The organism is Tritonibacter sp. AK171 (assembly GCF_030127025.1).
Taxonomy (GTDB): domain Bacteria; phylum Pseudomonadota; class Alphaproteobacteria; order Rhodobacterales; family Rhodobacteraceae; genus Epibacterium; species Epibacterium mobile.
In genome coordinates this window covers 1,717,081-1,743,167 of sequence record NZ_CP126134.1, presented here as the reverse complement: position 1 = coordinate 1,743,167, position 26,087 = coordinate 1,717,081, and the positions used below count along the sequence as shown (strand labels likewise).

20 protein-coding genes are annotated in these 26,087 nt (G+C 57.9%); 9 read left to right on the top strand and 11 right to left on the bottom strand.

What is annotated here, in order from left to right; translation table 11 throughout:
- Window positions 1-32: 32 nt before the first annotated feature.
- The 5 genes from pdxA to lptF are packed head-to-tail and all read right to left on the bottom strand — an operon-like array spanning window position 33 to window position 6,699.
- Complete coding sequence (gene pdxA / locus QNI81_RS08240) at window positions 33-1,013, bottom strand: 4-hydroxythreonine-4-phosphate dehydrogenase PdxA (protein WP_283966201.1); 981 nt, start codon at window positions 1,011-1,013, stop codon at window positions 33-35.
- Window positions 1,010-2,287 carry a peptidylprolyl isomerase gene (locus QNI81_RS08235; protein ID WP_283966200.1) on the bottom strand — a complete coding sequence of 426 codons (1,278 nt, stop codon included), beginning with the start codon at window positions 2,285-2,287 and terminating at the stop codon, window positions 1,010-1,012. The genes pdxA and QNI81_RS08235 overlap by 4 nt, the downstream gene beginning before the upstream one ends.
- Window positions 2,272-4,473: an LPS-assembly protein LptD gene (locus tag QNI81_RS08230; protein WP_283966199.1), complete on the bottom strand. Its 2,202-nt coding sequence runs from the start codon at window positions 4,471-4,473 to the stop codon at window positions 2,272-2,274. Before QNI81_RS08230 ends, QNI81_RS08235 begins: the two co-directional genes overlap by 16 nt.
- Window positions 4,457-5,563 carry an LPS export ABC transporter permease LptG gene (gene lptG / locus QNI81_RS08225; RefSeq protein WP_009179244.1) on the bottom strand — a complete coding sequence of 369 codons (1,107 nt, stop codon included), beginning with the start codon at window positions 5,561-5,563 and terminating at the stop codon, window positions 4,457-4,459. The genes QNI81_RS08230 and lptG overlap by 17 nt, the downstream gene beginning before the upstream one ends.
- The gene (gene lptF / locus QNI81_RS08220; protein ID WP_065330012.1) at window positions 5,560-6,699 is read right to left on the bottom strand and encodes an LPS export ABC transporter permease LptF; all 1,140 of its coding nucleotides are present in this window, start codon (window positions 6,697-6,699) and stop codon (window positions 5,560-5,562) included. Before lptF ends, lptG begins: the two co-directional genes overlap by 4 nt.
- Window positions 6,700-6,921: 222 nt before the next feature.
- Here lptF and QNI81_RS08215 point away from each other — a divergent pair, with 222 nt between their 5' ends.
- Together QNI81_RS08215 and QNI81_RS08210 are read left to right on the top strand one after the other, a co-directional pair.
- Entirely contained in the window at window positions 6,922-8,394 is a 1,473-nt protein-coding gene (locus QNI81_RS08215; protein WP_283966198.1) for a leucyl aminopeptidase, read from the top strand.
- Window positions 8,395-8,401: 7 nt separating this feature from the next.
- A complete protein-coding gene (locus QNI81_RS08210; protein ID WP_283966197.1) occupies window positions 8,402-8,866 on the top strand; it encodes a DNA polymerase III subunit chi in 465 nt (154 codons plus the stop codon).
- A gap of 253 nt (window positions 8,867-9,119) precedes the next feature.
- On the opposite strand, the gene QNI81_RS08205 is transcribed toward QNI81_RS08210, so the two are convergent.
- Genes QNI81_RS08205 through QNI81_RS08195 form a run of 3 tightly spaced genes read right to left on the bottom strand, consistent with a single transcriptional unit; the run spans window position 9,120 to window position 12,233 of the window.
- The gene (locus tag QNI81_RS08205) at window positions 9,120-9,701 is read right to left on the bottom strand and encodes a retropepsin-like aspartic protease family protein (RefSeq protein ID WP_283966196.1); all 582 of its coding nucleotides are present in this window, start codon (window positions 9,699-9,701) and stop codon (window positions 9,120-9,122) included.
- A gap of 49 nt (window positions 9,702-9,750) precedes the next feature.
- Entirely contained in the window at window positions 9,751-10,374 is a 624-nt protein-coding gene (locus tag QNI81_RS08200) for a MarC family protein (protein WP_005613274.1), read from the bottom strand.
- Window positions 10,371-12,233: an ABC-F family ATP-binding cassette domain-containing protein gene (locus tag QNI81_RS08195; RefSeq protein ID WP_283966195.1), complete on the bottom strand. Its 1,863-nt coding sequence runs from the start codon at window positions 12,231-12,233 to the stop codon at window positions 10,371-10,373. Before QNI81_RS08195 ends, QNI81_RS08200 begins: the two co-directional genes overlap by 4 nt.
- A 201-nt stretch (window positions 12,234-12,434) precedes the next feature.
- Here QNI81_RS08195 and QNI81_RS08190 point away from each other — a divergent pair, with 201 nt between their 5' ends.
- The 3 genes from QNI81_RS08190 to ndk all read left to right on the top strand — a co-directional run bounded on the left by QNI81_RS08190 (window position 12,435) and on the right by ndk (window position 15,925).
- Window positions 12,435-14,024: a T6SS phospholipase effector Tle1-like catalytic domain-containing protein gene (locus QNI81_RS08190; protein ID WP_283966194.1), complete on the top strand. Its 1,590-nt coding sequence runs from the start codon at window positions 12,435-12,437 to the stop codon at window positions 14,022-14,024.
- Window positions 14,025-14,146: 122 nt separating this feature from the next.
- Window positions 14,147-15,355, top strand: coding sequence for a multidrug effflux MFS transporter (locus QNI81_RS08185; protein ID WP_283966193.1), 1,209 nt, complete (start codon window positions 14,147-14,149; stop codon window positions 15,353-15,355).
- Between the two features lie 147 nt (window positions 15,356-15,502).
- Entirely contained in the window at window positions 15,503-15,925 is a 423-nt protein-coding gene (gene ndk / locus QNI81_RS08180; RefSeq protein WP_005616290.1) for a nucleoside-diphosphate kinase, read from the top strand.
- 117 nt (window positions 15,926-16,042) lie between these two features.
- Here ndk and QNI81_RS08175 read toward each other — a convergent pair whose 3' ends face one another.
- Window positions 16,043-16,378: a TfoX/Sxy family protein gene (locus QNI81_RS08175; RefSeq protein WP_009179065.1), complete on the bottom strand. Its 336-nt coding sequence runs from the start codon at window positions 16,376-16,378 to the stop codon at window positions 16,043-16,045.
- 412 nt (window positions 16,379-16,790) lie between these two features.
- Between QNI81_RS08175 and QNI81_RS08170 the strand changes: the two genes are divergently transcribed.
- On the top strand, window positions 16,791-18,044 hold the full coding sequence (locus QNI81_RS08170) for a glycosyltransferase family protein (protein WP_283966192.1): 1,254 nt from the start codon (window positions 16,791-16,793) through the stop codon (window positions 18,042-18,044).
- A 530-nt stretch (window positions 18,045-18,574) separates the two neighbouring features.
- Here QNI81_RS08170 and QNI81_RS08165 read toward each other — a convergent pair.
- Window positions 18,575-19,189 (bottom strand): response regulator, encoded by a 615-nt coding sequence (locus tag QNI81_RS08165; RefSeq protein WP_005616283.1) that lies wholly within the window; start codon window positions 19,187-19,189, stop codon window positions 18,575-18,577.
- Between the two features lie 353 nt (window positions 19,190-19,542).
- On the opposite strand from QNI81_RS08165, the gene QNI81_RS08160 reads away from it, so the two are divergent.
- The 3 genes from QNI81_RS08160 to QNI81_RS08150 all read left to right on the top strand — a co-directional run bounded on the left by QNI81_RS08160 (window position 19,543) and on the right by QNI81_RS08150 (window position 25,095).
- Complete coding sequence (locus QNI81_RS08160) at window positions 19,543-20,010, top strand: putative pterin-binding protein (RefSeq protein ID WP_283966191.1); 468 nt, start codon at window positions 19,543-19,545, stop codon at window positions 20,008-20,010.
- A gap of 145 nt (window positions 20,011-20,155) precedes the next feature.
- Window positions 20,156-22,531: a hybrid sensor histidine kinase/response regulator gene (locus tag QNI81_RS08155; protein ID WP_283966190.1), complete on the top strand. Its 2,376-nt coding sequence runs from the start codon at window positions 20,156-20,158 to the stop codon at window positions 22,529-22,531.
- Window positions 22,532-23,535: 1,004 nt separating this feature from the next.
- Window positions 23,536-25,095, top strand: a complete 1,560-nt coding sequence (locus tag QNI81_RS08150; protein WP_283966189.1) for an RNA-directed DNA polymerase — start codon at window positions 23,536-23,538, stop codon at window positions 25,093-25,095.
- Window positions 25,096-25,685: 590 nt separating this feature from the next.
- On the opposite strand, the gene QNI81_RS08145 is transcribed toward QNI81_RS08150, so the two are convergent.
- The gene (locus QNI81_RS08145) at window positions 25,686-25,901 is read right to left on the bottom strand and encodes a hypothetical protein (protein WP_283966188.1); all 216 of its coding nucleotides are present in this window, start codon (window positions 25,899-25,901) and stop codon (window positions 25,686-25,688) included.
- Window positions 25,902-26,087: the final 186 nt, after the last annotated feature.

The window sequence follows — 26,087 nt, the reverse complement described above, 5'->3', positions numbered from 1 at the left end:
TCCCCGGGATATTTCGGGTTAGAAGAGGCAGGTCAGCCCGCGTGCGTGGCCGCCATGGATTGTGCAAGACGCAGTGCCTCAATGAGGCTTGAAGGGGTAGCGAGGCCTTGGCCTGCGATGTCAAAAGCGGTGCCGTGATCCGGAGAGGTACGGATAAAAGGCAGACCAAGGGTCACATTGACGCCTTTGTCAAAATCCAGCGTCTTGATCGGGATCAGCGCTTGGTCGTGATACATTGCGATCGCTGCGTCATAGCGTTGCCGGGCCGCTGCATGAAACAATGTATCGGCGGGGTGGGGGCCGGTGAGAGCATGGCCTTCGTGTTGCATGTCAGCGATCAGATCCGCGATCCAGTCGAGTTCTTCCTGTCCCATGGCGCCGCCTTCGCCCGCATGGGGGTTCAGGCCCGTGACGGCGATGCGCGGGGATGTGAGGCCAAACTGATCGCGCAGGCCGTTTGCGGTGATGGTAATGACTTGACGCAGGAGGGCGGGTGTGAGGGCCATTGGGACGGCGCTCAGGGGGATATGGATGGTCGCCGGTACCACGCGCAGCTGCGCGCTGGCGAGCATCATCACCACATGATCCACGCCTGCGAGCGCGGCGAGGAACTCGGTATGGCCGGGATAAGAGAAACCCGCCCCATCAATCAGCGCTTTTTTGTGAATCGGAGCGGTACAGACCGCAGAGGCCTGCCCGGAGGTGACCAAGCCAACCGCGGTTTCAATGGACTGGATCACCCCGGCGGCATTCTTAGGATCAGCCCGGCCTTTGGCGGCATCGCCTGCAAATGCGAGCGGAATGACGGGCAGGGCGGTTGCGCAGACATCACGTGCGTCCGCAGGCGCATCTACCTGCTGCCATTGCGTGTGCTCAGGCAGGTGGCGTGGATCACCGATCCAGACAAAAGGACAGTCGGCGCGCAGATGATCCCATGCGGCGACGGCAATTTCCGGTCCGATCCCCGCAGGCTCGCCGCAGGAGAGCGCAATCACCTGCGGCGTTGGTGTCATTGGATCTCGATCCGAGCGTCGGCTTTCAGCTGTTCCACATGGCTTTCGGCAAGATCGTTGAGGCGCTGCTGCACCAATGCGTTTGCCACCGATGCGCGGGCGTTTTCCTGTGCGGCAACCAATTCGCTGGTGCGACCGCAGAGCATGACGAACAGCAGGGTCTGGCCATTGTCGCGGGTGAGGGTTGCCGAGGATTCATTGGCGTCCAGCCGTGCCAGTTCCAGCGCAATATCCTGTGGGATGTCATTAGGCGCTTTGCTGCCACGGAATAGGATGTCCGGGTTTTGATCTTTGTTGATGCCATAAAGATCATCACAGGTGTCGATCTCATTGCGAAGCTCTGTGGCGCGTGCCAGAGCCTCGGCGCTGCGCCCGCCGGGAATGCGATAGGTGGCGTAATCAATCGCCGCAAAGCTGGCGCTGCGCCCGTCGACCTCGCGCAGACCGCGCATGCGGAAAATTGCAATCGCGCCCTGCATGGGCAGAGGTTGGGTAATCTGGCCGGGTTCCAGCCCAAGCACAACCTCTTGCAGCTGTGGCGGCAGTCGGCTGAGCGACATCCACGGCAGACGCCCGCCATTGGCGCTACTGTCGGAGGCGGAGAATTGCGCGGCAGATGCGGTAAAGGCTGCCTCGTTCTTCAGTTCGGAAATCTGAGTGGCAAGTTCCTGAATTTGCGCCGCGTTTTCCTGGGTGAGTGGCAGGATGATTTCCGACAGAAGCACCTGCACACTACCGGTGCCCGCCGTTCCCATGGCGCGGTCAATTTCGGCCTCGGACGGGCGGGCCTGCGCAAGGAAGCGGCCGCGAATGTATTCGCGCCAGCCAAGTCCGGCAGAGGTGAAATCTCGCACGGTTTCCGGGTCCACACCTGCCTGACGCAGGCCAGAAAGGAATTCCTCGAGCGACAGATTGGCACGCTGCGCCAGCTCACGCATGCCTTCGGTGATTTCGTCTTCGCTCAGCGTCAGCCCGACTTCGCGCATGACCTGACGTTTCAGGCGATCCTCGATCAAATCGTTGCGGGCGGTTTCCAGCGGATCACCCTGAACAGAGCCCAGCACTGTGAGGAAACGGGCGCGCTGTTGCAGCTCGTAGGTGGTGATCACATCCTCATTGACGGTGATAACGGGCGAAAACAGCCCCTGCGCCCCGACATCGGCGGCGGGGAGCGTCAATGCAACCGCAAGTGCCAGCCCGCCTGCGCAGGTTGCCTGACGGGTCCAGTTGATCAGGGCCAGCGGAATCTGGCGGAAGTTTACGTATTGCTGCATGATCGCCTGCTTGTTGTATTGCCACTCTTTACGGAAAAGCCGTTGAGCGACAGTGTAAATCCGAAATCTGTTGATGGCTCAACACTTGTCGTCGAGGTATAGCGACGGCTGAGCGATAGGTCGAGGGTCACGCATTCATTGCGATAGGTGAGACCAAGGCCTGCACGGGTCGCGCGCCCATCGGTAATGTCATAGCGCATATTGGCGCTTGCACGCCAAATCTGGTTGAGGTCATAGGCGCCGTCAAACCACAGTTCCGAGGTTTCCTGCACGCGGTTTTCCGCAGGATCGGCCTGCAGCCACAAGTAGCTGCCCGCAAGCGAGACCCGATCGCGCTCCAGATCGCCGCGAAACTCTGCCTTTGTTACCGACCATTCTTCGTCAAATAGGGTGCGCGCCGTGAGGGTCAGATCGTTGCGCAGACCCAGTTGACCGGCCACAAGCACGTTGGAGTTTCGTCCGTCCAATCCCGAAGAAGAGGTAAAGCCTGACTGCGCTTGGTCGCGATGAATCTGGGCGATGGTGCCAGTTGCAAACCAGCCGGTGGTGTCGAAATGCGCGAAATTCACGCCGTAAATCAGGGTATCGCCGTCTTCGCGCACATCGGTTTCCGGGAAACGTGAGAGAGCAAGCAGGTTGCCTTGGTCGTATTCCGAGATATTGCTGGCCTCATTTGGCGTGTCGTCGCCGTTCACATTGGTCCAGCCAAATTGCACGATCGGTTCCAGCACCTGCACCGCACCGGAGGCGGTCTGGCGGGTCATCGGGCGACGCAGGGTCAATGCGGCCTTTGGGGTCACGCGGGTGGCGTCATTGTCAAAGGCTGCATCATCAGAGAGCGCAAAACTGTCGATACCGATGCCTGCAGTCCAGATGGATTCGACGCCCCAAGGCAAAATCCAGCTGCGCAGCCATGTGGCATCGGCGGAGACGCGGCTCATATCGCGTCCGTTGGCATCCGCAAGCGTGGCATCCAGCGAGGACTTTCGCGTGAATTGCGCTGCATTCAGCCGCAGACGTAATTCGCCGCCGACATATTTGGGAAACAGGCGCTGTTCAAATGTACCGGTCAGGATCGTAGAGGGGATGAAATCCTGATTTTCGGCATCGCGCAGAGTTTTGTAATTGTAGATCTTCCCTTCGATCAACTGATCACGCCGGACCCGGTTCAGGGACAATTCGGACCGGATGCGGTCTGTATCCGAGATATCGTAATCCGCGTAATAGGCATCATCCGAGACAGTCTTGAGATCAAATCCCAGTTTGAAATCATACGGGATATCAAAATCACCACGTACCGATAGATAACCCCGGCTGTCATCGGGCTGAATATCGTCGCGGCTGAAAGCACCGGAGATTTCGATATCGCCATTGCGGAAGGCCTGCCTGTAGCGCAGATCAAGCGTGGTGGTTTTTTCAGAGAGATAAGGGGTGATGGTCAGGTCTTTGTGCGGCCCGATAGTCACAAAATACGGCAGCTTCAGTCCAAGCCCAAGCGTTGAGGAACTGGAGAGCGACGGTACAAGGAAACCGTCCGCGCGCTCTAGTGTTGGATCGGGCAGGCGCAGGGCCGGAAAATAGAACACCGGCACATCTTTGATCAGCAGTTGAGCGCCTTCGAAATAGAGTTGACGTTCGGCTTCATCATGGGTGATGCGCTCTGCGCGGATCTGCCATAGGGGCGGGCTTCCGTCCTCGCAGACATGGCAGGAGGTGACGGCGGTTTTGTAGAGCTGAGAATACCGCCCCTCAACGCGGGTCATCTGCAGGGCGGCCAGTTGCACCTGCTGGTCAAATACCATGCGCGCGCCGCGCAAAATCCCATTGCGCAAGCCGCTGTCGAGTTCCGCCGCATTGGCCAGCACCGTGATGGAGCCGCTTTGGTCGATGCGGATCGGTCCTTCCATATTGAGGACACCGGTTTGACGATCATAGGTGATGCGATTGGCTTGCAGGCGAATATCGCCCTGAAACGCTTCGACATTGCCCTCGGCCACGAGCTTGCGGTCGGGGGATACAAAAACCCGATCCGCCACCAGCATCGCCGGGGCTGCGCCGACGGCTTCTGATGCCAGAGCCGAGGTCTGCGCCAGCGCAGGCGCGGCCAAAAGCCCCAGCCACAAAGGTACAACCGTGGACAGCAGCGCTCCTCGCCGCTTTTTTATGAAATCAACCGTCTTCGGCATGCAGGAGCAATCCCATCGTCAATAGTATCGAGGCCACTGGCGGCGCCCACGCGGCCAGCAAAATCGGAATCTGCCCGTTTTCGCCAAGTATCCGCGCGAAATTATGGACAAAGTAAAGTGCAAAACCCAGCAGGACCGACGTCAGCACGGCAATGCCGGTTCCCCCAAGGCGGGTGTGGCGCATGGTAAAGGCCGCGCCCACCAGCACCATCGCCACCAAGAACAAGGGCCGTGCCAGTTCCACCTGAAGCCAGACCTGAAACCGGGTGGTCGAAAACCCCGCCTCAGAGAGCGACTTGATGGTCTGGGGCAGCTCATAGATCGAAATCCCCTCCGCATAGCCAAGAGTGTCGCGAATGCGCTCATTGGTCAGCGTGGTGGGCAGGCGCAATTCGTCATAGCTTTTGGCGCTGCGTTCCGGGTTGACGCCAACGATCAGCTGCCAGACCTTTGCGTCACGCAGTACCCAGTCTTCACCATCAAGCCGGGCCTCAGCCGCAATGGTGCGCCGCGTCGGGCCACCGTCCGGAGTATAGGTCAGGATCGAGACATCATAGAGAAACAGGTTTTCCGCATCCCCGCGATAGTTGGCAGCGTGGATGACCGATTGCCCGTTCTGGCCGCCCTGACGCAACCATAGCCCTTCGCCACTCAGCGACACAGCCGCCGGGCCGCCAGTTTGCCGGTAGCTTTCCGACAGCGAGTCAAAGCGGTTTGTGGTGGCCGCAACAATCGGGTTCAGCGTGCTCACCGCCAGCCCACCGAGGATCAGCGCAACCACTACAGGCGGCAACAAAGCCCGGATGCCAGAACGCCCCAGCGCGCGCGTGACCACGAGTTCGCTGCTGCGCGCCATTCCCACGTAAAGAACAATGGTGGTGAGGATCATGATCAGCGGCAGGAATTCATTCAGGGCTGCGGGGGTGTTGAGAAGCGTCAGCTCCAGCAATTGCCCGAATTGCAGATCCTGCCCATCGAAACGGCGGAACTGCTCGCTCAGGTCAATCAGCATAACAAGGCTCATCAACACAGCGGCAATCACCAAAAACCACTGAAAAAAGCGTTTAGCGTAGTAGAGATCTAGGATCATGTGGCCGTCTCCTGCTTGCGGCGCGGCCTCAAGCGGGCCAGAGCCTGCGGACGTGTCGCCAGATGCAGGAAAATCATGGATATCAGCACACCAATCGCTGCGGGCAGATAGATCAATGGCCACATTTGCGCATTGTCTCTGACCGGTTCAGAGACCACGCCACGCATGCCCTCAATCAGGATCAGCAGCACAAAGGCCACCAGAACCTGCTTCCAGATACCAAAGCGACTAAAGCCACCAAGCAGCAGGGTAGAGACGCCAATCATCACCACCGCAAAGGTCACGGCAGCGCGGGCAAAGCGCAGATGGAGCTCTTCTGCTTGCGCACCGGCGCTGTGGCCCTCGTTTTGTGTGATCTCATCGCGATCCCTGAGCAGATCGAGCGTAGGGATATTGCGCAGCGGCCGCGCGCCCATGGTGCGTGCAGGCGAAAGGTCGCCCAATGGATATGAGAAATCGGCAAAGGCCGTGGTCGACAGCCGATCATTATGCGCCTCTTTGCGCTGTGCAAGACCATCCACGAGGATCAGATGCGCCATGTCGTCTTCGCGGACCAGATAGGCGCGGTCACTGGTGTAGGTGATTTCCACCGATGGATCGCGTTGATCTGTCAGGAATACATTGTTGAGCGTCCCATCGGGATCAATGCTGCCAATAAAGAATGTAATGCCCGCGCTGGGGTGCAAGAAATTACCTGCATTCAACAGCTTGGCGCTGACACTTCGCGAAAGTTCCGCCTCGCGCAGTTGCATCTGGGCCAAGGACGCAGGTAGCAAGAACAGGCTGAGCGCCGACATCATCGCCGCGCTCAACACGCCAAAGGCCATGGCGGGGCGCGCCAATTGCCAGGGGCTAGACCCTGTCGCGCGCAATACCGTCAGTTCGCTCTCTGAATTCAACCGGTTGGTGACCCAGACCGTTGCGGCAAAGGCTGCCAGCGGCAACACCATACGCACAAGGTTCGGCAGGCTCAGCGCGGAGATCTCAAGGAACGCCAACACGCTCTGCCCGTCGCCAATGAGCCAGTCAAACAGGCTCACGGCCCGGTTGATCCAGAACACGGCCACCAGAATCAAGGCAAAAAAGCCAAAGAACAAAAGATATTGCGACAGCACATATCTGTCGTATCGTGACACCCGATCCCCCCATAGATCTTGCGCTCGGACTGTTCGCCGGACCTTAGAGGAATTGTGCGGGGGGGAAAACTGCAATCTTCCCCGGCAGATGCCTGATCGGCAAGGATTGTAATTCGCGCACTGCCTGCTCTGGTATTCAGCATTGCCAACAGCTACCTGTTACGGGACTGTCAGCCAGATGCGTAAGCGGCGACAAGAGCAGATCAACCACAGGAGATTTGAATGAGCGCGCTCACCCCGATCCGTTTTTCCACCTTTGATCCGAAATCGCTGGCCGAGATCGAAGGCCATCTGGCCGTGGTGGTCACGCCCGAAGGCACAATGGATCAGGCTGCCCGCAGCGCCAACCGTCTGAGCAAGGGCGCGGTGGCGCGTCTGATCGCCTCCGATGGTTTTGCCAAGGCCAAAACCGGTCAGGTGATCACGCTGGCATGGCCTGCGGGTCTGGCTGCTGAGGCCTTGCATGTTGTTGTACTGCCCCGTCGCATCACCGCGATCGAGGCGCGCAAGGCAGGCGCAAAACTGGCCGAAGCGCGTGGCAACAAAGCGCTGACGGTGAAGGCGGGGAACATGTCCCGCGCCGCCGATCTGGCTTTGGGGCTGGCGCTGCGCAGCTACAGCTTTGATGCGCATAAATCCGCGGATGCGGAAACGCCCGGTGCCGTGACCATCGGCCACAACAAGCCCGAGGAGATCGAAGCCGCCTTTGCGCCGCTTCTGGCGGTGGCCGAAGGCGTGCATATGACCCGCGATCTGGTCAACGAACCCGCAAATGTGCTCACCACCACCGAATTTGCCGCGCGGCTGGAGGACATGACCTCGCTCGGTCTCGAGGTGGAGGTTCTGGAGGAAGCCGAGCTGGAGAAGCTCGGCATGCGCACGCTCCTGTGTGTCGGCCAAGGGTCTGCCAGCCCCTCCAAGGTTGTTGTGATGAAATGGAACGGCGGCGACAAGGATGCAGCCCCGCTAGCGCTGGTCGGCAAGGGCGTTGTGTTTGACACCGGTGGTATCTCGCTGAAACCGGCGACGGGTATGGAAGACATGACTATGGACATGGGTGGTGCGGGCGTTGTTGCGGGCACCATGCGGGCGCTGGCGCTGCGCAAGGCAAAGGCCAATGTGGTGGGGCTTGTGGGGCTTGTGGAAAACATGCCCTCCGGCACGGCGATCCGTCCCGGTGATGTGGTGAAATCCATGAAGGGCGACACGGTCGAGATCATCAACACCGACGCCGAGGGGCGTTTGGTGCTCTGTGATGTGCTCTGGTATGCGCAGGAGCGGTTCAAACCGGCCGGTGTCATCGATCTGGCCACCCTCACAGGCGCGATCATCATCGGTCTGGGGCATGACAATGCGGGCGTGTTCTCCAATGACGACAAGCTCTGTTCTGCATTCCTCAAGGCCGCTGAGGCCGAAGGCGAAGGCGCGTGGCGGATGCCCTTGGGGCAGGCCTATGACGATCAACTCAAATCCAATGTGGCGGATATGAAAAACGTCGGTGGTCGCCCGGCGGGTTCGATCACGGCGGCGCAATTCCTGCAACGCTTCATTAAGGACGGCACGCCCTGGATTCATTTGGATATCGCCGGTGTGGCCTCAGTGAAATCCAATACAGCCTATGCGCCCAAAGGAGCGACCGGTTGGGGCGTGATGGCGCTGAGCCGTCTGGTACAAGATCAGTTCGAGGCAGAGTAAGACTGCAATGGGGGCCGCCTATTTCTATCACCTGACCCGCAAGCCCTTGCAGGAAACGCTGCCTGTGTTGCTCGACAAGGCGCGGGGCGCGGGCTGGCGTATCGCCGTGCGTGGACGCGACCCCGAGCGGTTGGCGTGGCTGGATGATACGCTTTGGTTGGGCGGAGATGCGACATTCCTGCCGCACGGGCTTGCAGGTGGCCCCCATGATAAACTGCAACCAATCCTGCTGACCACCTCTGCTGACGCACCAAACGATGCCACCTGTGTGATGAGCGTGGATGGGGCGGAGGTGACGCCCGAGGAAGTCTCCACGCTGGAGCGGGTCTGCATATTGTTTGACGGAACCGATCCGGATGCGGTTCAGCAGGCGCGCGGCCAGTGGAAGGCGCTGACGGCGGCAGGCTGTGCGGCGCAATACTGGTCCGAAGAAGGCGGGCGCTGGGAGAAAAAGGCCGAAAGCGGGGCATGAGGGGGCGCTGCCCCTCTTGGCCGAGCGGCCAATTCACCCCGGGATATTTAGCCTTAGAAGAGCGTCAGTTGTGCCATGCAGAAAGGTTTCGGTAACCAGTTTGCGCACTGATAGGATTGCGGAACAGGCTGGGAAGCCGATGGCCGTGTTAGGAGAGGACCTGCTGCACGCACGCGCGCCGTTTGTGTGGCAGGTTCTAGTTTCTTCTAACTCCAAATGTCCCCGCCCGAGGCCCCCGCCGTGAGGCGCGATTTCAACGGGTGAGGATCAGTTCATTGTTGCGAATTTCTATGCCAGAGAAACGCTGAAGATAACCCATGCCCAGCAGGGATTGCTCCAATGCGCCCTCATTGACCCAAGCCGAGACATTTTGATCGCTGATCGGCCCTAATGTGACGCTCTCGAGTGTCACGCGCGCGGTGCGGACTTCGCCATTGGCCGTCATCGCACGCCCCAGATAAACGAGAGACCCCGTGTCGATCCCGAGTTGTTGTGCCGTTTCGGCATTTAAGACCATGTCGCTGGCACCAGTATCGACAAGGAACTCCACCGGCTTATCGTTGATCTTGAGCGTCAGATAATAGTGCCCGTCACGGGCGCGTGGCACTGAGATCTGGCCTTCTTCAGAGAGCACGGCCTGTTGCGGCATGACCGTTGCGCGAATATCGTCCCAGAGGCCGTAGGCGGCAATCACACCGAGGAAAATCAAAACCCAGACCAGCAATTGCTGCGCGGTTTTACCAAGGGTCTGACGGTTTTGCACAAAGACCCATGATCCCACTGCCAGTAGCAGCAGGACCAGATAGATCAGCTGTCCGATATCGTCTGAATTCATCGGTCTTCGTCCTCCATATCAGGGAGGTAGGTGTTCACCGCACCTATGTCTAGCTGGCAAAGCCAAAGGCGCGCAGACCTTCCAGCACGAATTGCACCGAAAGCGCGGCGAGAAGCATGCCCAGCAACCGGGTTGCCACATTGATGCCGACGGGACCCAAGAGGCGCTCCAGCAGGCCCGAAATCGAAAACATCCCCAGCATCAGCGCAATCACCGCCACCACAATGGCCATCACCGAGGCAAAGCCCTCGATGCCCGGATGCTGCCCGGTCAGAAGGATGACCGTGGCGATGGAACCGGGCCCCGCGATCAGTGGGATGGCCATGGGAAAGACCGACGGATCATCCTCGGGGGCGATCTCGTCGCCCTGGTGCTGACGACGCGCGGTGCGGCGCTCAAACAGCATATCGAGCGCGGTGAGGAACAAGAGAATACCGCCTGCGACGCGGAAGGCCGGCATGGAAATCCCGATAAAGCCCAGAACGCTTTCGCCAAACAGCGCAAAGACCGCGAGGATGCCGACCCCTGTGATGGAGGCACGAATGGCGATGGCGCGGCGTTGCTTGCTGGTCATGCCCTGGGTCAACGCCAGAAACACCGGCATCAACCCGATCGGGTCAATGATCACAAAGAGCGTCACAAATGAGGTGATCAGGAACGCGGTGTCGATCATTGCGCCTCGGCGACCTCCAGTTTCTCGAGTGCCTTCATCCACAGTTCCTCCGCGCGGTCCAGCGCGTCCATGCATTCGGCGTGTTTTTTCTGCCAGACCGCCCGGTCACCGGCACGGCTCGACTCGTAGATCTCCGGATCGGCGAGCTTTTCGTCCAGCTTGTCCTGCATCTCGGTCAGCTTCTCGATGCGGGCCTCGGCCTTGCGGACCTCGTTGCGCAGGGCAAGGATCTGATCGCGGCTGGCGCGCTTGGGCTTTGGCTTGGACGCGGCTTTTGCCTCCGCTTTGCGGGCGGGTTTGTCGCGCATCAGCAGCATTTCGCGATAGCTGTCGAGATCGCCGTCATAGGGCGCAACGGTGCCGTCGGACACCAGCCAGAGCCGATCCGCCACCATGCTCAGCAAATGCATATCGTGGCTGACCAGAATGACCGCGCCGCTATAGGCGGTGAGTGCCTCGACCAGCGCCTCGCGGCTTTCGATATCGAGGTGGTTGGTCGGCTCATCGAGGATCAGCATATGGGGCGCATCGAGCGTCGCCAAAAGCAGGCTGAGGCGGGCCTTTTGACCACCGGACAGCCGCCCGACTGCGGTTTCGACCTGCGCGGCCAGCAGGCCAAAGCCCGCCAGACGCGTGCGCCATTTTGCGGGTGCCTCATGGGGACGTAGGCGACGCAGGTGATCGATCGGGGTCTCGTCCACATAAAGCTCGTCCACCTGATGCTGGGCGAAATAGCCAATGCGCAGCTTGGAGGAGCGCACCATCTCGCCCGCCATCAGCGGCAGCCGGTCCGAGAGCAGCTTGGACAGGGTGGATTTGCCCTGACCGTTCTTGCCCAGAAGCGCGATGCGGTCATCTTGGTCGATGCGCAGGTCGAGGCGTCTCAGAATCTCCACGTCGCCATAGCCGGTGACACCGCCCTCGATCTGGATGATCGGTGGTGACATCTCTTCGGGTTCCGGGAAGGTGAACGCCCGCAGCGCGGCCTCTTGCGGGGTCGAGATCGGCTTCATCTTCTCGATCATCTTCAGGCGGGACTGGGCCTGTTTCGCCTTGGAGGCTTTGGCGCGGAAGCGGTCCACGAAGCTTTGCAGATGGGCGCGGCGGGTTTCCTGCTTGCGCGCCTCGGATTGTGCCACGGCGATGCGTGCGGCGCGGGTTTCGGCAAAGGTGTCGTAGGTGCCCTGATAGAGCGTCAGCTTGCGATCCTCCAGATGCAGGATTGCCCCCACCGCCCGGTTCAAAAGCCCGCGGTCGTGAGAGACGATCAGCACCGTATGCGGATAGCGCGCGATATAGCTTTCGAGCCAAAGCGCACCTTCAAGGTCGAGGTAGTTGGTCGGCTCGTCCAGCAGCAGCAGGTCGGGCTGTGCAAAGAGCACCGCAGCAAGCGCCACACGCATCCGCCAGCCGCCGGAAAAATCGGAACAGGGGCGCAGCTGGTCCTGATCGTCAAAGCCAAGCCCCTTGAGGATCGAGGCGGCGCGGGCCTCGGCGGACCATGCGTCAATATCCACAAGCCGCGTCTGGATTTCCGCAATGCGGGTGCCATCGGTTGCTGTGTTGGCCTCGGCCATCAGCGCCGCACGTTCGGTATCGGCTGCCAGCACCGTATCGATCAGGGATGTGTCCGACGAGGGGACTTCTTGTGCCACTCCGCCAATCCGCGCCTGAGAGGGCAGGGTGATGGAACCGGTCTCCAGCGCAAGCTCTCCGCGGATCAGGCGGAACAGGGTGGATTTGCCGGTGCCATTGCGGCCCACGACACCGACCTTGTGACCGGTTGGGATAGTGGCAGAGGCCTCCTCCATAAGGGGGCGGCCTTCGACGGAATAGGTAATGTTATCGATCCTAAGCATGAGGTCTCTCATGTCGAAAGGGACCGGGGCGGTCAATCACTATCCGTCACCAGGCAGTCATGAGTTATGCGCGAGAACAGCGGATTTCTCACATTGGCGAGGATCGCGTCCATGTTACGCTAGACATAATTTGAGGCAGCCTCGGGGTCGTGATGAGTGCGCGGCACTTGGGGCGAGATTGAACCATAGGGGGATTTTATCATGCGCCGATTGATTATTTGCTGTGATGGCACATGGAACACCGCAGATCAGCACACCGGAGGCGTGCCGACACCGACCAATGTGGCGAAGCTGCATTCGCTGGTGGCCCGAACCGGTCATGATGGGATCGAACAGATCGATTACTACCGGCGCGGGGTCGGCACATCCGGCGGACTATTGCGACGCATGCTGGGAGGGGCCATTGGGCTCCGGCTCGAAGATGACATCATGAGTGCTTACAAATTCCTCGCCGAGACCTATGAGCCGGGCGATCAGATCTATCTGTTTGGGTTCAGCCGGGGGGCCTACACGGTACGGAGCCTTGCGGGGATGGTCTCAAAAGTGGGACTTGCTGATTTACGCCCCGCGCATCTGTCGCCTTATGAGGACAGCTGGGAGGTGGTGAAGCGTTTGATGCGGACCTATCAGGCGCGCAAAGCAGGAAACGAGAAGGCAGGGCTTCAGAAGCAGTTTCTGGAAGAGCGCCCGGTGTCCGTCCGGTTCCACAACGAGACAGCAGATATCGGTTTTCGGTTCATCGGCGTTTGGGACACGGTCGGTGCGCTGGGCATTCCGGATGACAAGGGGCTGTTGCGGCTGCTCTTTGGGGATGTGCTCAAACATGAGTTTGGCGACACCACATTGGGCCGCAATGTGGAATGCGCGCGCCATGCGCTGGCCATGGATGAGCGGCGCAAGGATTTTACCCCGACGCTCTGGACAGATTGGGCGCGGGGGCAGGATGTCGAACAGCGTTGGTTTCCCGGGGTTCACGGCGATGTCGGCGGCAGCTACGCCGATAGCGGCCTTGGGGATCTGACGCTGGAATGGATGCTGCAAGAGGCGCAGGCCAATGGACTTGCTCTGCGCGAGATCTCACCGGGGCGTATGAACCCGGATGCGTTCGCGCGGCGGCACAATTCCTATCTGGGCTGGTTTCGTTTGCGTCCCACCCGGCCGCGTGCTGTCCCCGAGGTGTCGGAGGCCGCAGCCGATGTGGCCGATTGGACCAGCCGTACCCGTTTTGATGCCTCGGTGATTGCGCGGCACATGACACCCCCACCGGGAGAAAAGAGTTATTGGCCCACCCATGTGTTGGGCGTCGCCCAAAGTACTAAGACCATCGCGGCGGCGCGCAAGCGTTGGAACACCACTGGGGTATATTTGGAGCGTGGGGCCCGATACCGGATAAAGGCCAAAGGGCAATGGCAGGATGCATCGATCCCTGCCACTGCAGACGGAGCAAATCCGGGGATATATTTGGGCAAGATCGGATACGCGCTGGCGGCGGTTCCCGAATTGCTGCGCAAAGCGATCCGGATGCGCAAGGGATTTGCCAGCGCTGATGTGCCGTTCTCGCGCCGCATTGATGGCGCGCCTTGGTTTGCGCTTATCGGAGCAATCGCCAACGGGCAGGTGACTCAAACCAGCGAGGACGAGGTCTCTGATCACGAATACCACTGCCTTGGTCAGGAAGCAGAGATCGCGCCGAGCCAAAGCGGGTATCTCTATCTCTTTGCCAATGACGCATGGCAAATGTACGGCAACAACGCTGGGGTGCTGCGCGTTGAGGTGACGCGGCTCAGCTAGGGCAGGCATCTGGGAATAGCGCACTTGTATCGGAACCAAGAGCACTGTTTAACATATGCAGGACCCAAGGTATCCGCCGGCAGAGGCCATTGCTGTCACGCGCGGAGAGAACGGATAGGCAGATGCTGCGCGCAGCCCAAACACCCCCAACGCTGATGACACTGATCGTTGGCACCGCACTGTCGGTGCTGTCGCTCAATATGTTCCTGCCCTCGCTGCCCGGCATCGCCAAAGAGTTTCAGGTCGACTACGGGCTCGCCAATCTTTCGGTTGCTGGCTACCTTGCGATCTCTGCGGCGCTTCAGATTGTCATGGGGCCGATGTCGGACCTCTATGGTCGGCGCAAGGTGATGCTGTTGTGTTGTGCGATGTTCGTGCTGGCCTCTGTGGGCTGTGCATTGGCAAGCAACATTTGGGTGTTTCTCGGCTTTCGCCTGCTGCAAGGTGTGATCATCAGCGGGCAGGTGATCTCGCGCGCGGTTATTCGCGATATGTACCCGCCCAGCGAAGCGGCGAGTAAACTCGGCTATATGGGAATGATCATGGCGTTGGCCCCGATGACCGGGCCAATGATCGGAGGCGCGCTTGATATGGCTTTTGGCTGGCGGGCGGGGTTCTGGCTCTATACGGGGCTCGGGCTGTTGGTGCTCTGGCTCACGTGGGGCGATATGGGAGAGACCAATACCAATCGTTCCGCCACGTTCCGGGCGCAGATGCGCCTTTATCCGCATCTCTTTGCCTCGCGCCGTTTCTGGGGCTATTCCGCCTGCGTCGCCTTTTCGATCGGAGGGTTCTACTCCTTTGTTACTGGCGCGCCGATGGTGGCGGCGGCTTGGTTTGATCTCAGCCCGGCAATGGTGGGGCTGGGGATCGGCATCATCACCTGTGGTTTCATGGTGGGGAACTTTGTCACCGGGCAAATGGCTCTGCGGCTTCCCCTCATGACGCTTATTGTGATCGGTCGGGTGATCTCCTGTGTGGGGCCTGCGCTGGGCCTTGGTCTGTTCTGGATTGGGCAGGGGAGTGAGCTGGTCTTTTTCGGCTCTGCCATTTGTGTCGGGCTGGGCAACGGGCTGACCATCGCCAATGCCAGTGCAGGTTTGATGTCCGTACGTCCAGAACTCGCGGGCAGCGCTGCGGGGCTTTCGGGGGCAATGACGGTGGCGCTGGGCGCGGCATTGACCACCGTGACGGGGATCGCGGTACAGCCGGAGACCGCGCCCTATGCCGTGCTGGGGATCATGCTGGGCGCAAGCCTTCTGGCGCTGATCTCGGCGATTTACGTGTTGATCGTCGACCTTCAGGATCCATTGGAAACGGCGCATGGCTGATCCAGCCGCTGCTTTCGCCTCAGCGCTGGGCACAAGCCTCTTCCCATGGGCGGGCTGTCGTGCTACCCGGCGCCAGAATGTTGCGGCGACCGCCATCGCGGCCACCGTGACCTAATCGACCTCAGAATGTCTCAAGGAGATCGCCCGATGGCACTGGAACGCACTTTTTCGATCATCAAGCCCGACGCAACCCGCCGCAACCTGACTGGCGCAATCAACGCCAAGTTCGAAGAAGCAGGCCTGCGCATTGTTGCACAAAAGCGCATCCACATGACCAAAGCACAGGCTGGCAAGTTCTATGAAGTGCACGCCGAGCGTCCCTTCTATGACGAGCTGTGCGAATTCATGTGCTCCGCTCCGGTGGTCGTGCAGGTTCTCGAAGGCGAAGGCGCTATCGCAAAGAACCGCGAAATCATGGGCGCAACCAACCCCGCAGACGCAGCCCCCGGCACCATCCGCGCCGAGTTTGCAGAATCCGTGGGTGAAAACTCTGTGCACGGCTCCGACGCTCCGGAAACCGCAGCTGTAGAAATCGCCTACTTCTTTTCCGGTCTCGAGCTGGTTGGCTAATAGTTTAGCCGTTGAGCAATCGACGGCGAACTTTGTTCAATCATTGAACCGCTGAGTATTTTGGCCGTCACGCTCCACGCGTGGCGGCTTTTTTGTGGGTGAAATATGGTCTGCAATTCAGCCGGGGCGACGTTCCACCACACCGATTTCATTCAGGATCGCATCAAATGCCGAGCGGTCGCTGTCAAAGCTCTGGGCCTTGATCGCATCAAAGCGTTTGCGCAGCGCTTTCTTCTCCTCGCCCTTGCAGTCGTTCCACGGGCGGCCCTGCAACGCCATCACCAACACGTAGTAGCCGATGAAGTGCGGCTTGCCGCCACTTTCGAGTAACTTGCCATAGGCCGCATCGGCGCCAAGGGCGCGCAATTCTTCGGCCGAGTGAATGCCCGCACGGGTGCAGGCGGCCTCAAAAGCGGGGCCGAGGTTCTTAATGGAGGAAACGGGTGTGCTCATGAGGCGACCATACTCTGGCGCTGCGCTGACGTCAGCCCTGAATGGATCGCCTCTGCGTATAAGGCAGGAGCACCAGCGGCTGTGCTGGCAGTGATTCTCGAGTTCATGGTTAATGATTCCAATGTGTTAGCCAGATCATGGTTAACGGGCGTTAGTGTGTGGGCGGCGAAATAATGTTACCTGAAAATTCTGTGATTTTGTGACCCTCGGCGTGGGTAAACCCTATCCCGAAGGCGTGGTCCTATCCTTTGGGGAGGGCCGCAGAAACCGATGGATAGGACGTACGAACATGCAAACTCGATTAGATTTGTACACATCGGAATACAAACACCAAGAGGTTCCAATGTTACATCCCATCATTCTCGCAGGCAGCGTACACCAGTCAAGTGAACGGGCGAGCGGGGTGTGCCCAATGCCTCTGGAAGCCGCGCCCGGCGCACCCAGCCGGTTTGAACGGCTCTTGTCCGCCCTGTCTGGCGACGTCTTCTCAGCGCCGGTTGTTGTCACCACCCAAGACTGCGCGCCGCTGGTCGACCGCCAATCCGCACATCGCGAAGCCCGCTTGATCGTAGAACCCGACACCCACAAGCCCGCCGCAGCCCTCCTGAGTGCGGTTCTCTCCCTGCGTCACATGCCCGGCGCACTCGTGGTCGTAGCTCCGGCCTCTGCCGATTTGGAAGATGCGCGTAAGCTCGATCTGGCGCTCTGCAACGCCATCCCTGCCGCGCAGCGCGGCGAGATTGTGATGCTTGGTCAGCGCACCACACGGGCCTATGCTGGCTATGGCATTATGGAAGTGGTGTCTCAGCCGCATGAGAACGTGCCGGTGGCCGTAAGTCGCGTCTTGGCCTCTGGCCGCCAAACCACGCTTTCACATCTTTTGCAGGGCAATCATCAACTCTGGGGCATGGGGATCTATGTCGCCCGCGTTGACGTGTTGCTGGCGGCGTTCAAGAGCCATGCAAGCCGTCTTTTCCTGCCGGTCAAGAATGCGTTGCAGCGGGCCGAGGCCGTCGATGGAACAAAGATGTTGGATGCGGCAACCTACCGCCGCGTCAAAGCGATCACCTTTGAAAAAGCGGTTGCAGAAAAGATCGATAACGTTTGCGCCATTCAGCTTGATCCGGCTTGGAGCGAAGTACAGCAATGGGAGCAGGATGCAGCGGCCGATCGCGCGATATCTGCTTGGGATCAGGATCTTGCAGAAGAGCTTTCAGGCGCTGCACGTGCCGCTTCCTCTGATCTGCACCCGCATGCTGCCGATATGATGGCAGTCTACGCAAGCCTTGCTCAGGCCACCGAAGACGACGCATTGACAGCGCGCAGCACCGACCACAAATGGGGCCGTCACGAAACCCTCGCGATGGGGCCTGGTTTTACCTTGCAGCGTATGGCCATCGCGCCCGGAGCCGCGTTGGAACTCAGCGCCGGTGCGGGGGGCGCGGAGCATTGGGTTGTCGCGCAGGGATCGGTGTTGGTGACGCTTGGCGATCATGTTCGACTTGTTTGGGAAGGGCAGAGCGCCCGTATCCCCTGTGGTCGCTCGCGCCGCATCGAAAACCCTGGATCGGGCACGCTTGTCTTGATCCAGCTACAAGTTACCCCGCTGACGGGCACCAAGGATCACAGCCCGCTGCACAGCCTTCCCCCCGCCGGAGTTGCCTAACCCCCCCCTCTTGTCCCGCAACCCGGCTTACTGACGTCCCGCGCGCCCACGCGGGGCGTCTTTTTATGGACCTCGCCCTATTTTTGAGAGCCGAGTGAAACCGCATGATATCAGGAGGCTGTGCGCCATAGGACTATGTGCGAGGAGGAAGGGCCCCGCTGATACTGTCACGGTGGGAGGGGGCACGCGAGAAGGTCGCGTCTCAACTCTGGAAGGGACACAGCCGTTGAGAAAGGCAATCGAACTGCCAGTTTGCATCGAAGCGTGATGATATGCTGCTGGGTTGAGCGAAGTCTGAAAACGATCCATCGCGACACGCTGTCTGATATCCAATGCGGTAGGTGCGACAGGGGCGTGCGGAAATCATCCTGCGGGGCGCAAGCAGCGCCACAAGCGAGCAACGGGTCTGCTCAATCCGACGGGTGTGCCGGAGGTCGCCGCATTATTGTGGCCTTCAAAGGTCCGGTGGTGACCAAGTCGCCCAACTCCGGCACCCAAATCTGGTCCGAAGATGCGCTGAGGCCGTCAGTCTAGAACAAACCCGCTTCTTTGGCGGTCATCGCGGCTTGGGTGCGGTTCTTTGCATCGAGTTTACGGCACAGGGTACGCACGTGCAGTTTGATGGTGACTTCCTGCAAATTGAGGTCGCGTGCGATTTCCTTGTTGGATTGACCGCGGCAGAGACCACTTAGAACCTCGACCTCGCGTGGGCTGAGTTGTGCAAGCAGCGGGTGGGCGGGGGCAGAGGCCTCTTCGCGCATCAATTCCACCGGCACGTAGATTTCACCTGCACTCATGAAGCGCACCGCATTCAGCAGCGATTGTGCCCCCATGGTTTTTGGAATGAAGCCAATCGCGCCAGCATCGAGAGCATCCTGCGCAGTGCGTGTTGGGGCGCTGCCCGACAGGATCGCGACGCCGCGTCCGCCGTTGGCCTTAAGCGCGCGCTGCAGACCATCCAACCCGTTCATACCGGGCATGTTGTAGTCCAGAAGCACCAAATCAAACGGACCATTATCTTCGAGCTCTTTCATAGCTCGGGGCAGGTCCGTGGTTGCTGTAATCTGCGCGCCACCCTCTGACGAGAGATAGGCAGAAATGGTGTCGCGCACCATGTCATGATCATCTGCGAGTAGAATACGCATATCGCCGTTTAACCCGTTTTCACTGTTCATCTAAGATCCTAGCGTCGAAAACCTTTATAATCCATCAACTTCTAAGACCTTTCGATCTGCTGTTTACTTAACTTGATTATCTGATACGAAAATTGCGTTCAATTTATGGCAAATACCACTCTTTTGCCATAGGTCTTTCCAAACCATGAAAATCGTAAAAATACAGAAAACGGAACATGAATTCGAAATGCCAGATCTGAAGATTTACCGATCTTATACGAAAGTCTAGGAGACTATACACAGGCGTTCATGCCCGCTGGCGCAGGATGTGTCATGGTCTTGGCGAACCCACTGTGGGGTTGACCGTGTTTTGGAGGTACATCATGAGATCACTGCTGGTTGCCGTGGTGGCGCTGTTTGCAACATTCTGTTCTGCGATCGCATCTGAGGGTGAGGTTGTGCTGACATTGCGAAATGGCGATCAAACCCATGAATTCACGATCGAAGATCTGCGCAATCTCGGTGAGCGCGAGGTGGTGACCGAGACCATCTGGAGCGACGGTGAACAGCGATTTGTCGGCGTCTCACTGGATCGGCTGATGGCCGAAGCAGGTGTGAGTGAAGGTACGCTGGAGGCGGCTGCGGTGAACGATTACGCGGTAGAAATCCCGATGTCGGACGCGCGGCCAGATGGTCCCATCGTCGCTTACATGCGCAATGGCAAGCAGATGTCGCTGCGGGACAAGGGACCTCTCTGGGTGATTTACCCCTATGACAGCGCCTTGGAATTCCGTACCGAGGAAGTCTATTCCCGCAGTATCTGGCAATTGAACAGGATAACGGTGAAGTAATCCGCCTTTTCGGAAGGCCCAAAATTCAGGAGGTATCCGGCCGTTGGTGCGCCCAAAGATACCGAATACGCATCGCTGGATTATTTCTATTGCCGCCGTAGTTCTTATACTACTGGCGGCACAAGCCTTTCGTTTGGGAAAAGATGTGCAAACCCGGATCGAGGCGCTTTCGAGCGCGGCGACCGACAACCTACAATGGACTTTGTCACAGGCTGAGGTTGACTATCTGAAATATCGGTTTGCCGCGATGCAGGTGCGTCAGCGCCAGGATCTTCCTCGCTTGCGGCGCCAGTTCGACATCTACTACAGCCGCATCGCCACATTCCGCGAAAGCTCCTCTTACTCCGGTGTGCGTGCCACGCCCGAGGGGGGAGAGACGTTGGAGCGGCTGCATAAAGGGCTGCTTGAACAGGCGGAGCTGATCGATTCTTCTGACGACACATTGCTGGCGCGATCGGACGAATTGCTGCGGATGATCGTAAGCGAAGGGGACGACGTGCGCGATCTGGCCCTTTTTGGTGTTGTGTTGCAGGCCGAAACCGCCGGGGAAGAGCGGGTCTTGTTGCACGAACTGTTCTCGCGTCTTGCGATCGTTGTTCTTGCTTTGATGGGAACGCTGGCGCTCACCGCCTTGGTCATTTTGCGCTTGTTCCGGCGCGGTCAGCGGTTGTCGATGTTGCAAGCGCAGGAAGCGGCGCGCACCGAGGCAATGGTGACCTCCTCTCTGGATGCAATCCTGATGGCGGATGCCGCAGGCCGGATCACAGCGATCAACGGCGCTGCCGAAGAGATTTTTGGCTATAGCGAAGAGGAGGCGATTGGGCTGAGCTTTGACGCCTTGGTCCTGAACTCGCCCGATAACTCCGGCCCAAACAAACTCGACGATATTTTGCGCGAAAGTGACGGCCGCATAGAGATGACCGCACAGCGTAAGAACGGAGAAATCCTGCCTGTCGAAGTGTCTCTGACCCTCAGCAAATCTAACGGAAATCAGGTGCTTGTGAGCTATGTGCGCGATATTTCGCGTCGCCTGCAAGCCGAAGAAGAACTGCGTCGCGCCCGAGACGATGCGCTCGCCGGCGAGCAGGCCAAGGACCGATTGCTCACCGTGATGAGCCACGAGATGCGCACGCCGCTCACCGGTATTCTCGGATCGCTTGATGTGCTCGAAGATCTGGGACCAACCGCAGATCAACAGCGCTATATGCAGGCGATGCGTGTGTCAGGGGAGTTGCTTTTGCATCACGTCAATGACGTGTTGCAACTGTCGCGCCTTGAGGCCGGAGCCGACCCAGACCCGCCGCATCCCTTTGATCTGGATGAGCTTGTGAGCGGCATAGGAGAAAGCCAGCAAGCGATTGCGCGGCGCAACAATAATGAGCTGACGGTGTTTTGTAGTTTGGGTGGGTCCTCCGGGGTTGAGGGGCGATGCCGCTACGTCCAGCAGGTTTTGCTCAATCTGATCGGAAATGCGTTGAAGTTCACCCATGATGGCGCGGTGTCCGTCGATGTGATGCGCACCGAGGGGGATCTGGTTGAATTCAGTGTTGCAGATACCGGAAAAGGCATCGCCGCTGAGGATCTGGACCGTATCTTCGATGATTTCACCATGCTGGACCCCAGCTATAAACGGGGAAGCGAGGGGACTGGCCTGGGGCTGGCCATTTCTCGCCGGTTGGTCCGGCTGATGGGGGGCGAAATCACCTGCGAAAGCGAGCCGGACGAAGGCAGCCTCTTTACTTTCACCATCCCGCTCCCGCCTGTGACGCTGGATGAGACGGCGCAGGACGTAAAACCCTTGGGTATGCCGACCGGTCGGCGACTTTTGGTGATCGAAGACAATGACATCAACCGATTGTTGCTGGAGAAGATGCTGGGAGATCTGGGGCATGACGTGATCTCAGCCGATGGTGGTGCCGCTGGAATTGAGATGATCCGGGCGGAGCGTTTCGACCTCGTCATTTCCGACATCAGTATGCCCGATGTGGACGGGATGGAGGTCTTGCGCCGTGTTCGAACTGAAGGCTTGGCTGATGACATCGATATCGTCGCCTTGACCGCCCATGCAGCGCGGGACGATCATGAGCGCATTCTGGATGCGGGATTTGCTGAGGTTCTCACCAAGCCCATTGATCGCGCAGCCTTGGCCGAGATGGTGTCGCGTCGCTGCGCAGGCAACGACCAGCCGCCACAGCAGAACACGCCTCAGCAAGATGAGTCGGACATAACCCAATTTGTCGAGGCGGTGGGCACAGAGAAAGCCCGCCATTTCCTTGCAGAATTTCGCAGTGATGTTCAGGCTTTGCGAGATGCGCTGAGCGAAAGCGGCGAACTCACAGAAAGCCACAGGCAGGAGGCCCATCGACTTGCCGGATCGGCAGCTGTGCTTGGGTTTGGAGCATTGCGGGCGTCCATGCTGCAGATTGAGCAAGCCAATACCAATGCCGTACCAGAATTGGCGCATCTTCAAGATGCATGGGGCAGCGCAGAGGAGGTTCTCGCGCGTCACGTAGGCGCGTGATTGCGCGCTGTACCGGACTGTAAGGGATAAGACTTGGCCGGTCACACTGACGGCGGGACACTCTCACTTCAACTGGTGATTTTATACGCCAAGCCTATTCGCCTGAGCCGAAGGAGCGGTCGAAGCGTGAGGCATATCTGCGCCTCGTTTGTTGCAGGTCACTGTCCTGCGCAAAGAGTTATGCTAAACCCAAGCATGTCAGAATCAAAAACGTCCACACCCCGATTACATCGCCAGAATCTCTGGCAGAGCCGGTGACATGATCTAGCTGAGGAATGGGAGCTAACGCCATGAAAAATAACACACAAAAGGCAGCGCGTTTGAGCGTAACGCCTATGATGGATAGTTGCGGTATTAAATTTTACACCACTTAAACAACGCGTTATGTTTAGTGCTTATGTTGAGTTGGGGATTGAACCCTATTTTTGACTGCTGAATGATATCAAGACAGCGCTTTGAGAGGGGCTTCTGAGCGGGTGTAATTAGCTTCGATTGGTTTCTTTCAAGTGTACGTAGTGGCCTTGGCTTCATCGCCCAAATTTATGGGTTAGGAGTGTTGCGACCGGCTCGAGCAGGGACGCATTGATAGAACAACGGGTACGAGCGGCCCATTACCGCCATTCGTCCCAAGCGCTGCGGATGGCCGGGCCCAACCCGAAGTGGAAGTTTAGCGAACCGACACCTTTAGTCTGTCGCGAGTCTACCTCAGATTATCTGACACCGAAGTTTTCAGCGAGGCCGAATCAACATCGCACGAGAGATAACAGATTTGTTTTCTCGCCCCTTGCCAATTGATGCTGTCTGCATCAAAAGTTGGTACGGAGAGTAGACATCAATATTCGGGGCACTGGTTGCGGTCGACAGAACCCCGCCTCAACGTGCTGACTGTTGTTGAGTCTGAAATGCAGCGCTGAACCATTTCTGGCACCACCAAGACCTCACGGACAACCGAAATACTTGCTGAGTTAGAGTGCGTCATTAAAATGCGATCAAGATTCCACCTGATGAATGCAGGACTCTACCCAGAAACACTACCACCTTGTTTCGTGTCCAGCGACGCAAAGCACGCTTTCCACGGACTATCGGGAAAACTTGATGACGCAAAATTCAGTGTAAAGAAGACAAATTACATTCGCTACAGCGGGACGAAACATGATGGAAGTCGCCGCTTCTTTGCCACTCCAAATATTGTTTCCTACTTTCAGACGTCTAGCTTCATTTGGCGGAATTGGCGGAAATTCGAGAACAACTACGCTCTGTCCAAGTATTCCATAGGTGCCCCAAAGATTATGGATGAAGGGGATGAGCGAGCAGTGAAGGTTCCTTCACTGTCAGAGCTTTCCAAGCGCACGTCCGCCAATCTTGGATATGCTCCATTTATTCTTAAGGCCGATATAGCGCAATGCTTTCCAAGCATCTACACCCACTCAATCGCTTGGGCAGCTCATGGCATTAATGAATCAAAGGCAGATACCGAACCCAACTCTACAACCAATAAGTTTAACGCCCTAGATTTTTTTGTCAGAAATTCTCAACGCGGCAATACGCGCGGGGTGTTGGTCGGTCCGGATGGATATAGGTTAATAGCGGAGTTTGTCCTTTCCAAAATTGACAGCGAGCTTGAAGAAATTGTTGGAGACACCATAGTCGGCGCCGTTCGGCACGTTGATGACTACTACATTGGCCTCCGTACCGAGCACGAGGCCCAGTCCGTTTTATCCCATCTCCGCGAAGTCTTGGCTACTTATGAACTCAACCTGAATGATCAGAAAACAAAAATTCACTCTAGCCTTGACCCGATTAATGACCTTTGGGCGCAACGCCTACGAGATCACGTCGAGTTGAGTTGGTTCGGATTGTCTCATGAGAAGATTGAAAGGGCAATTTCTGAAGCGGTGGATTCGGCGAAAAAAATCGGATCGGACAGTCCCATCAAGATACTCATTAGAGCCTTCGACGAATGGCAACTTTACTCATCCAAGTATTGGGATTTTGTAGAGCAGAATCTGTTACGTATCGTGCAAAAGCATCCGCACGCGCTAGACTACGCCTGCCTAATTGTGGCTAAGAGAGCTGCTCTCGGGCTTCAGGTTGATAAAGATGGATGGCTATCGGTTGCGGAGATTGTTGTAGGGCGAAGCTTGGCTCTCAACCATCACCATGAGACGCTATGGCTGGTGTGGCTACTGATTGTTTGCGGCATTCGCATGCCAATGAGTATGGAAGACGAGCTTGCTAAATCGCGAAATGCACATATTCGCGCGCTGGTTGTGCAGGCTCATATTGATGGTGTTATAACTAGAAAGCCAAAGCTGGCGCTTGGCTCTGGGCTGAGTTCAGCAGATGAAAACTGGCTTGTGAACTTGGTGGCTCGCTCTCAAGGTTTTTCAAAAGCCAGGTTTTCCGATTGTTACGCAGAGGAATTTGAGTTCCTTGCCGGTAGAAACATAAACTTAATAGACTTCAATCAACACATTGAGAATGTCCAAGAAGAGGGCAGACGAGCTATTAGCCGTACACGATATGGGTATGACGACGATGAGGATGAGGATGGTCTTTGGTGAGATTAATTTCGCTTGAGGTCGATTTATTGGAAATAATTTATACCCCCTATTGCCGCTATTGCCACCCTTTGGAAGCATTGCAATGGAGGTGATGCATGCTTTACTAAACCTTTGCACCAGCGGGAAGAAGTCTTGAATCTATTAAGAACCCGAGGATGGATGGTGCCAGCACGTATGCCGCGATAATGGAAAATTCCGGTTTCGCGCCAGCATGTCATGAGGTTGGAACTTTGTATGGTCGCCTCGTTTTCATGTAAGGGACTGTCCCTACGTGACCATCTCTGCAGCCAAGTTGATTTTCCGCTTGCTGCGCAGAGCCGCCGTTCGTTCAGGGCGCAGCGAATGACGGCTCCCCGCCCCCTCCTGCTGGAGCATTACCCCATCCTGCATCCAGCCTACATGTCAGCGAAGCGCAGTAAGCGGGCTTTGCAAATTAGGGGCCGCCGGGCACGACTTCCGGCCTGACAAGCCAATAGCGGTCATCGCCTTTCCTGGTCTTCGTGGCATTGTAGCAATTCAGTGATCCGATAATCAGCTGATCGAACTTTGGGGCAGCTACTGATAGACTGGCCCAAAGTTCTTCTTGTTATCTATTCTTCCACCCTAGAGGCCAGATCGTCAAAGCTGGCAAGAAGACCGACTGATCTCAGCTTTTCGACATACTGACTGACCGCATTATAAAACCCGGCTGTGTTCGGATTGCCGAAGAGTTCTCCGCGCAAGTCTCTCCACATAGATTCATTCTCGTGGCGCTCCATACATGTGAAGCGTCCTGACGGGTGATAAGTGGTCTTGATATGATACATATCTTTCTCCTTTTTTCTCGGCCCCTTACCCGGAGCCCTGTGGGCTGCCGGCTAAGTCATCCGAAAGGAGACCGCGGGACTTCGGTTGCTCTTGCACCGAAGCTAGACCGCCGAAACGATCTATGCAGAAGCGAACGCTAGCAAGGTTTGGATGAAGTCGTCAATAGCCCAAAGCGGACATAGTGT

Coding starts and splice junctions, on each gene's coding strand:
- pdxA (WP_283966201.1), bottom strand. CDS start 1,013: ATGACACCAACGCCGCAGGTGATTGCGCTCTCCTGCGGCGAGCCTGCG.
- QNI81_RS08235 (WP_283966200.1), bottom strand. CDS start 2,287: ATGCAGCAATACGTAAACTTCCGCCAGATTCCGCTGGCCCTGATCAAC.
- QNI81_RS08230 (WP_283966199.1), bottom strand. CDS start 4,473: ATGCCGAAGACGGTTGATTTCATAAAAAAGCGGCGAGGAGCGCTGCTG.
- lptG (WP_009179244.1), bottom strand. CDS start 5,563: ATGATCCTAGATCTCTACTACGCTAAACGCTTTTTTCAGTGGTTTTTG.
- QNI81_RS08215 (WP_283966198.1), top strand. CDS start 6,922: ATGAGCGCGCTCACCCCGATCCGTTTTTCCACCTTTGATCCGAAATCG.
- QNI81_RS08210 (WP_283966197.1), top strand. CDS start 8,402: ATGGGGGCCGCCTATTTCTATCACCTGACCCGCAAGCCCTTGCAGGAA.
- QNI81_RS08205 (WP_283966196.1), bottom strand. CDS start 9,701: ATGAATTCAGACGATATCGGACAGCTGATCTATCTGGTCCTGCTGCTA.
- QNI81_RS08200 (WP_005613274.1), bottom strand. CDS start 10,374: ATGATCGACACCGCGTTCCTGATCACCTCATTTGTGACGCTCTTTGTG.
- QNI81_RS08195 (WP_283966195.1), bottom strand. CDS start 12,233: ATGCTTAGGATCGATAACATTACCTATTCCGTCGAAGGCCGCCCCCTT.
- QNI81_RS08190 (WP_283966194.1), top strand. CDS start 12,435: ATGCGCCGATTGATTATTTGCTGTGATGGCACATGGAACACCGCAGAT.
- QNI81_RS08185 (WP_283966193.1), top strand. CDS start 14,147: ATGCTGCGCGCAGCCCAAACACCCCCAACGCTGATGACACTGATCGTT.
- ndk (WP_005616290.1), top strand. CDS start 15,503: ATGGCACTGGAACGCACTTTTTCGATCATCAAGCCCGACGCAACCCGC.
- QNI81_RS08175 (WP_009179065.1), bottom strand. CDS start 16,378: ATGAGCACACCCGTTTCCTCCATTAAGAACCTCGGCCCCGCTTTTGAG.
- QNI81_RS08170 (WP_283966192.1), top strand. CDS start 16,791: ATGCCTCTGGAAGCCGCGCCCGGCGCACCCAGCCGGTTTGAACGGCTC.
- QNI81_RS08165 (WP_005616283.1), bottom strand. CDS start 19,189: ATGCGTATTCTACTCGCAGATGATCATGACATGGTGCGCGACACCATT.
- QNI81_RS08160 (WP_283966191.1), top strand. CDS start 19,543: ATGAGATCACTGCTGGTTGCCGTGGTGGCGCTGTTTGCAACATTCTGT.
- QNI81_RS08150 (WP_283966189.1), top strand. CDS start 23,536: ATGAATGCAGGACTCTACCCAGAAACACTACCACCTTGTTTCGTGTCC.
- QNI81_RS08145 (WP_283966188.1), bottom strand. CDS start 25,901: ATGTATCATATCAAGACCACTTATCACCCGTCAGGACGCTTCACATGT.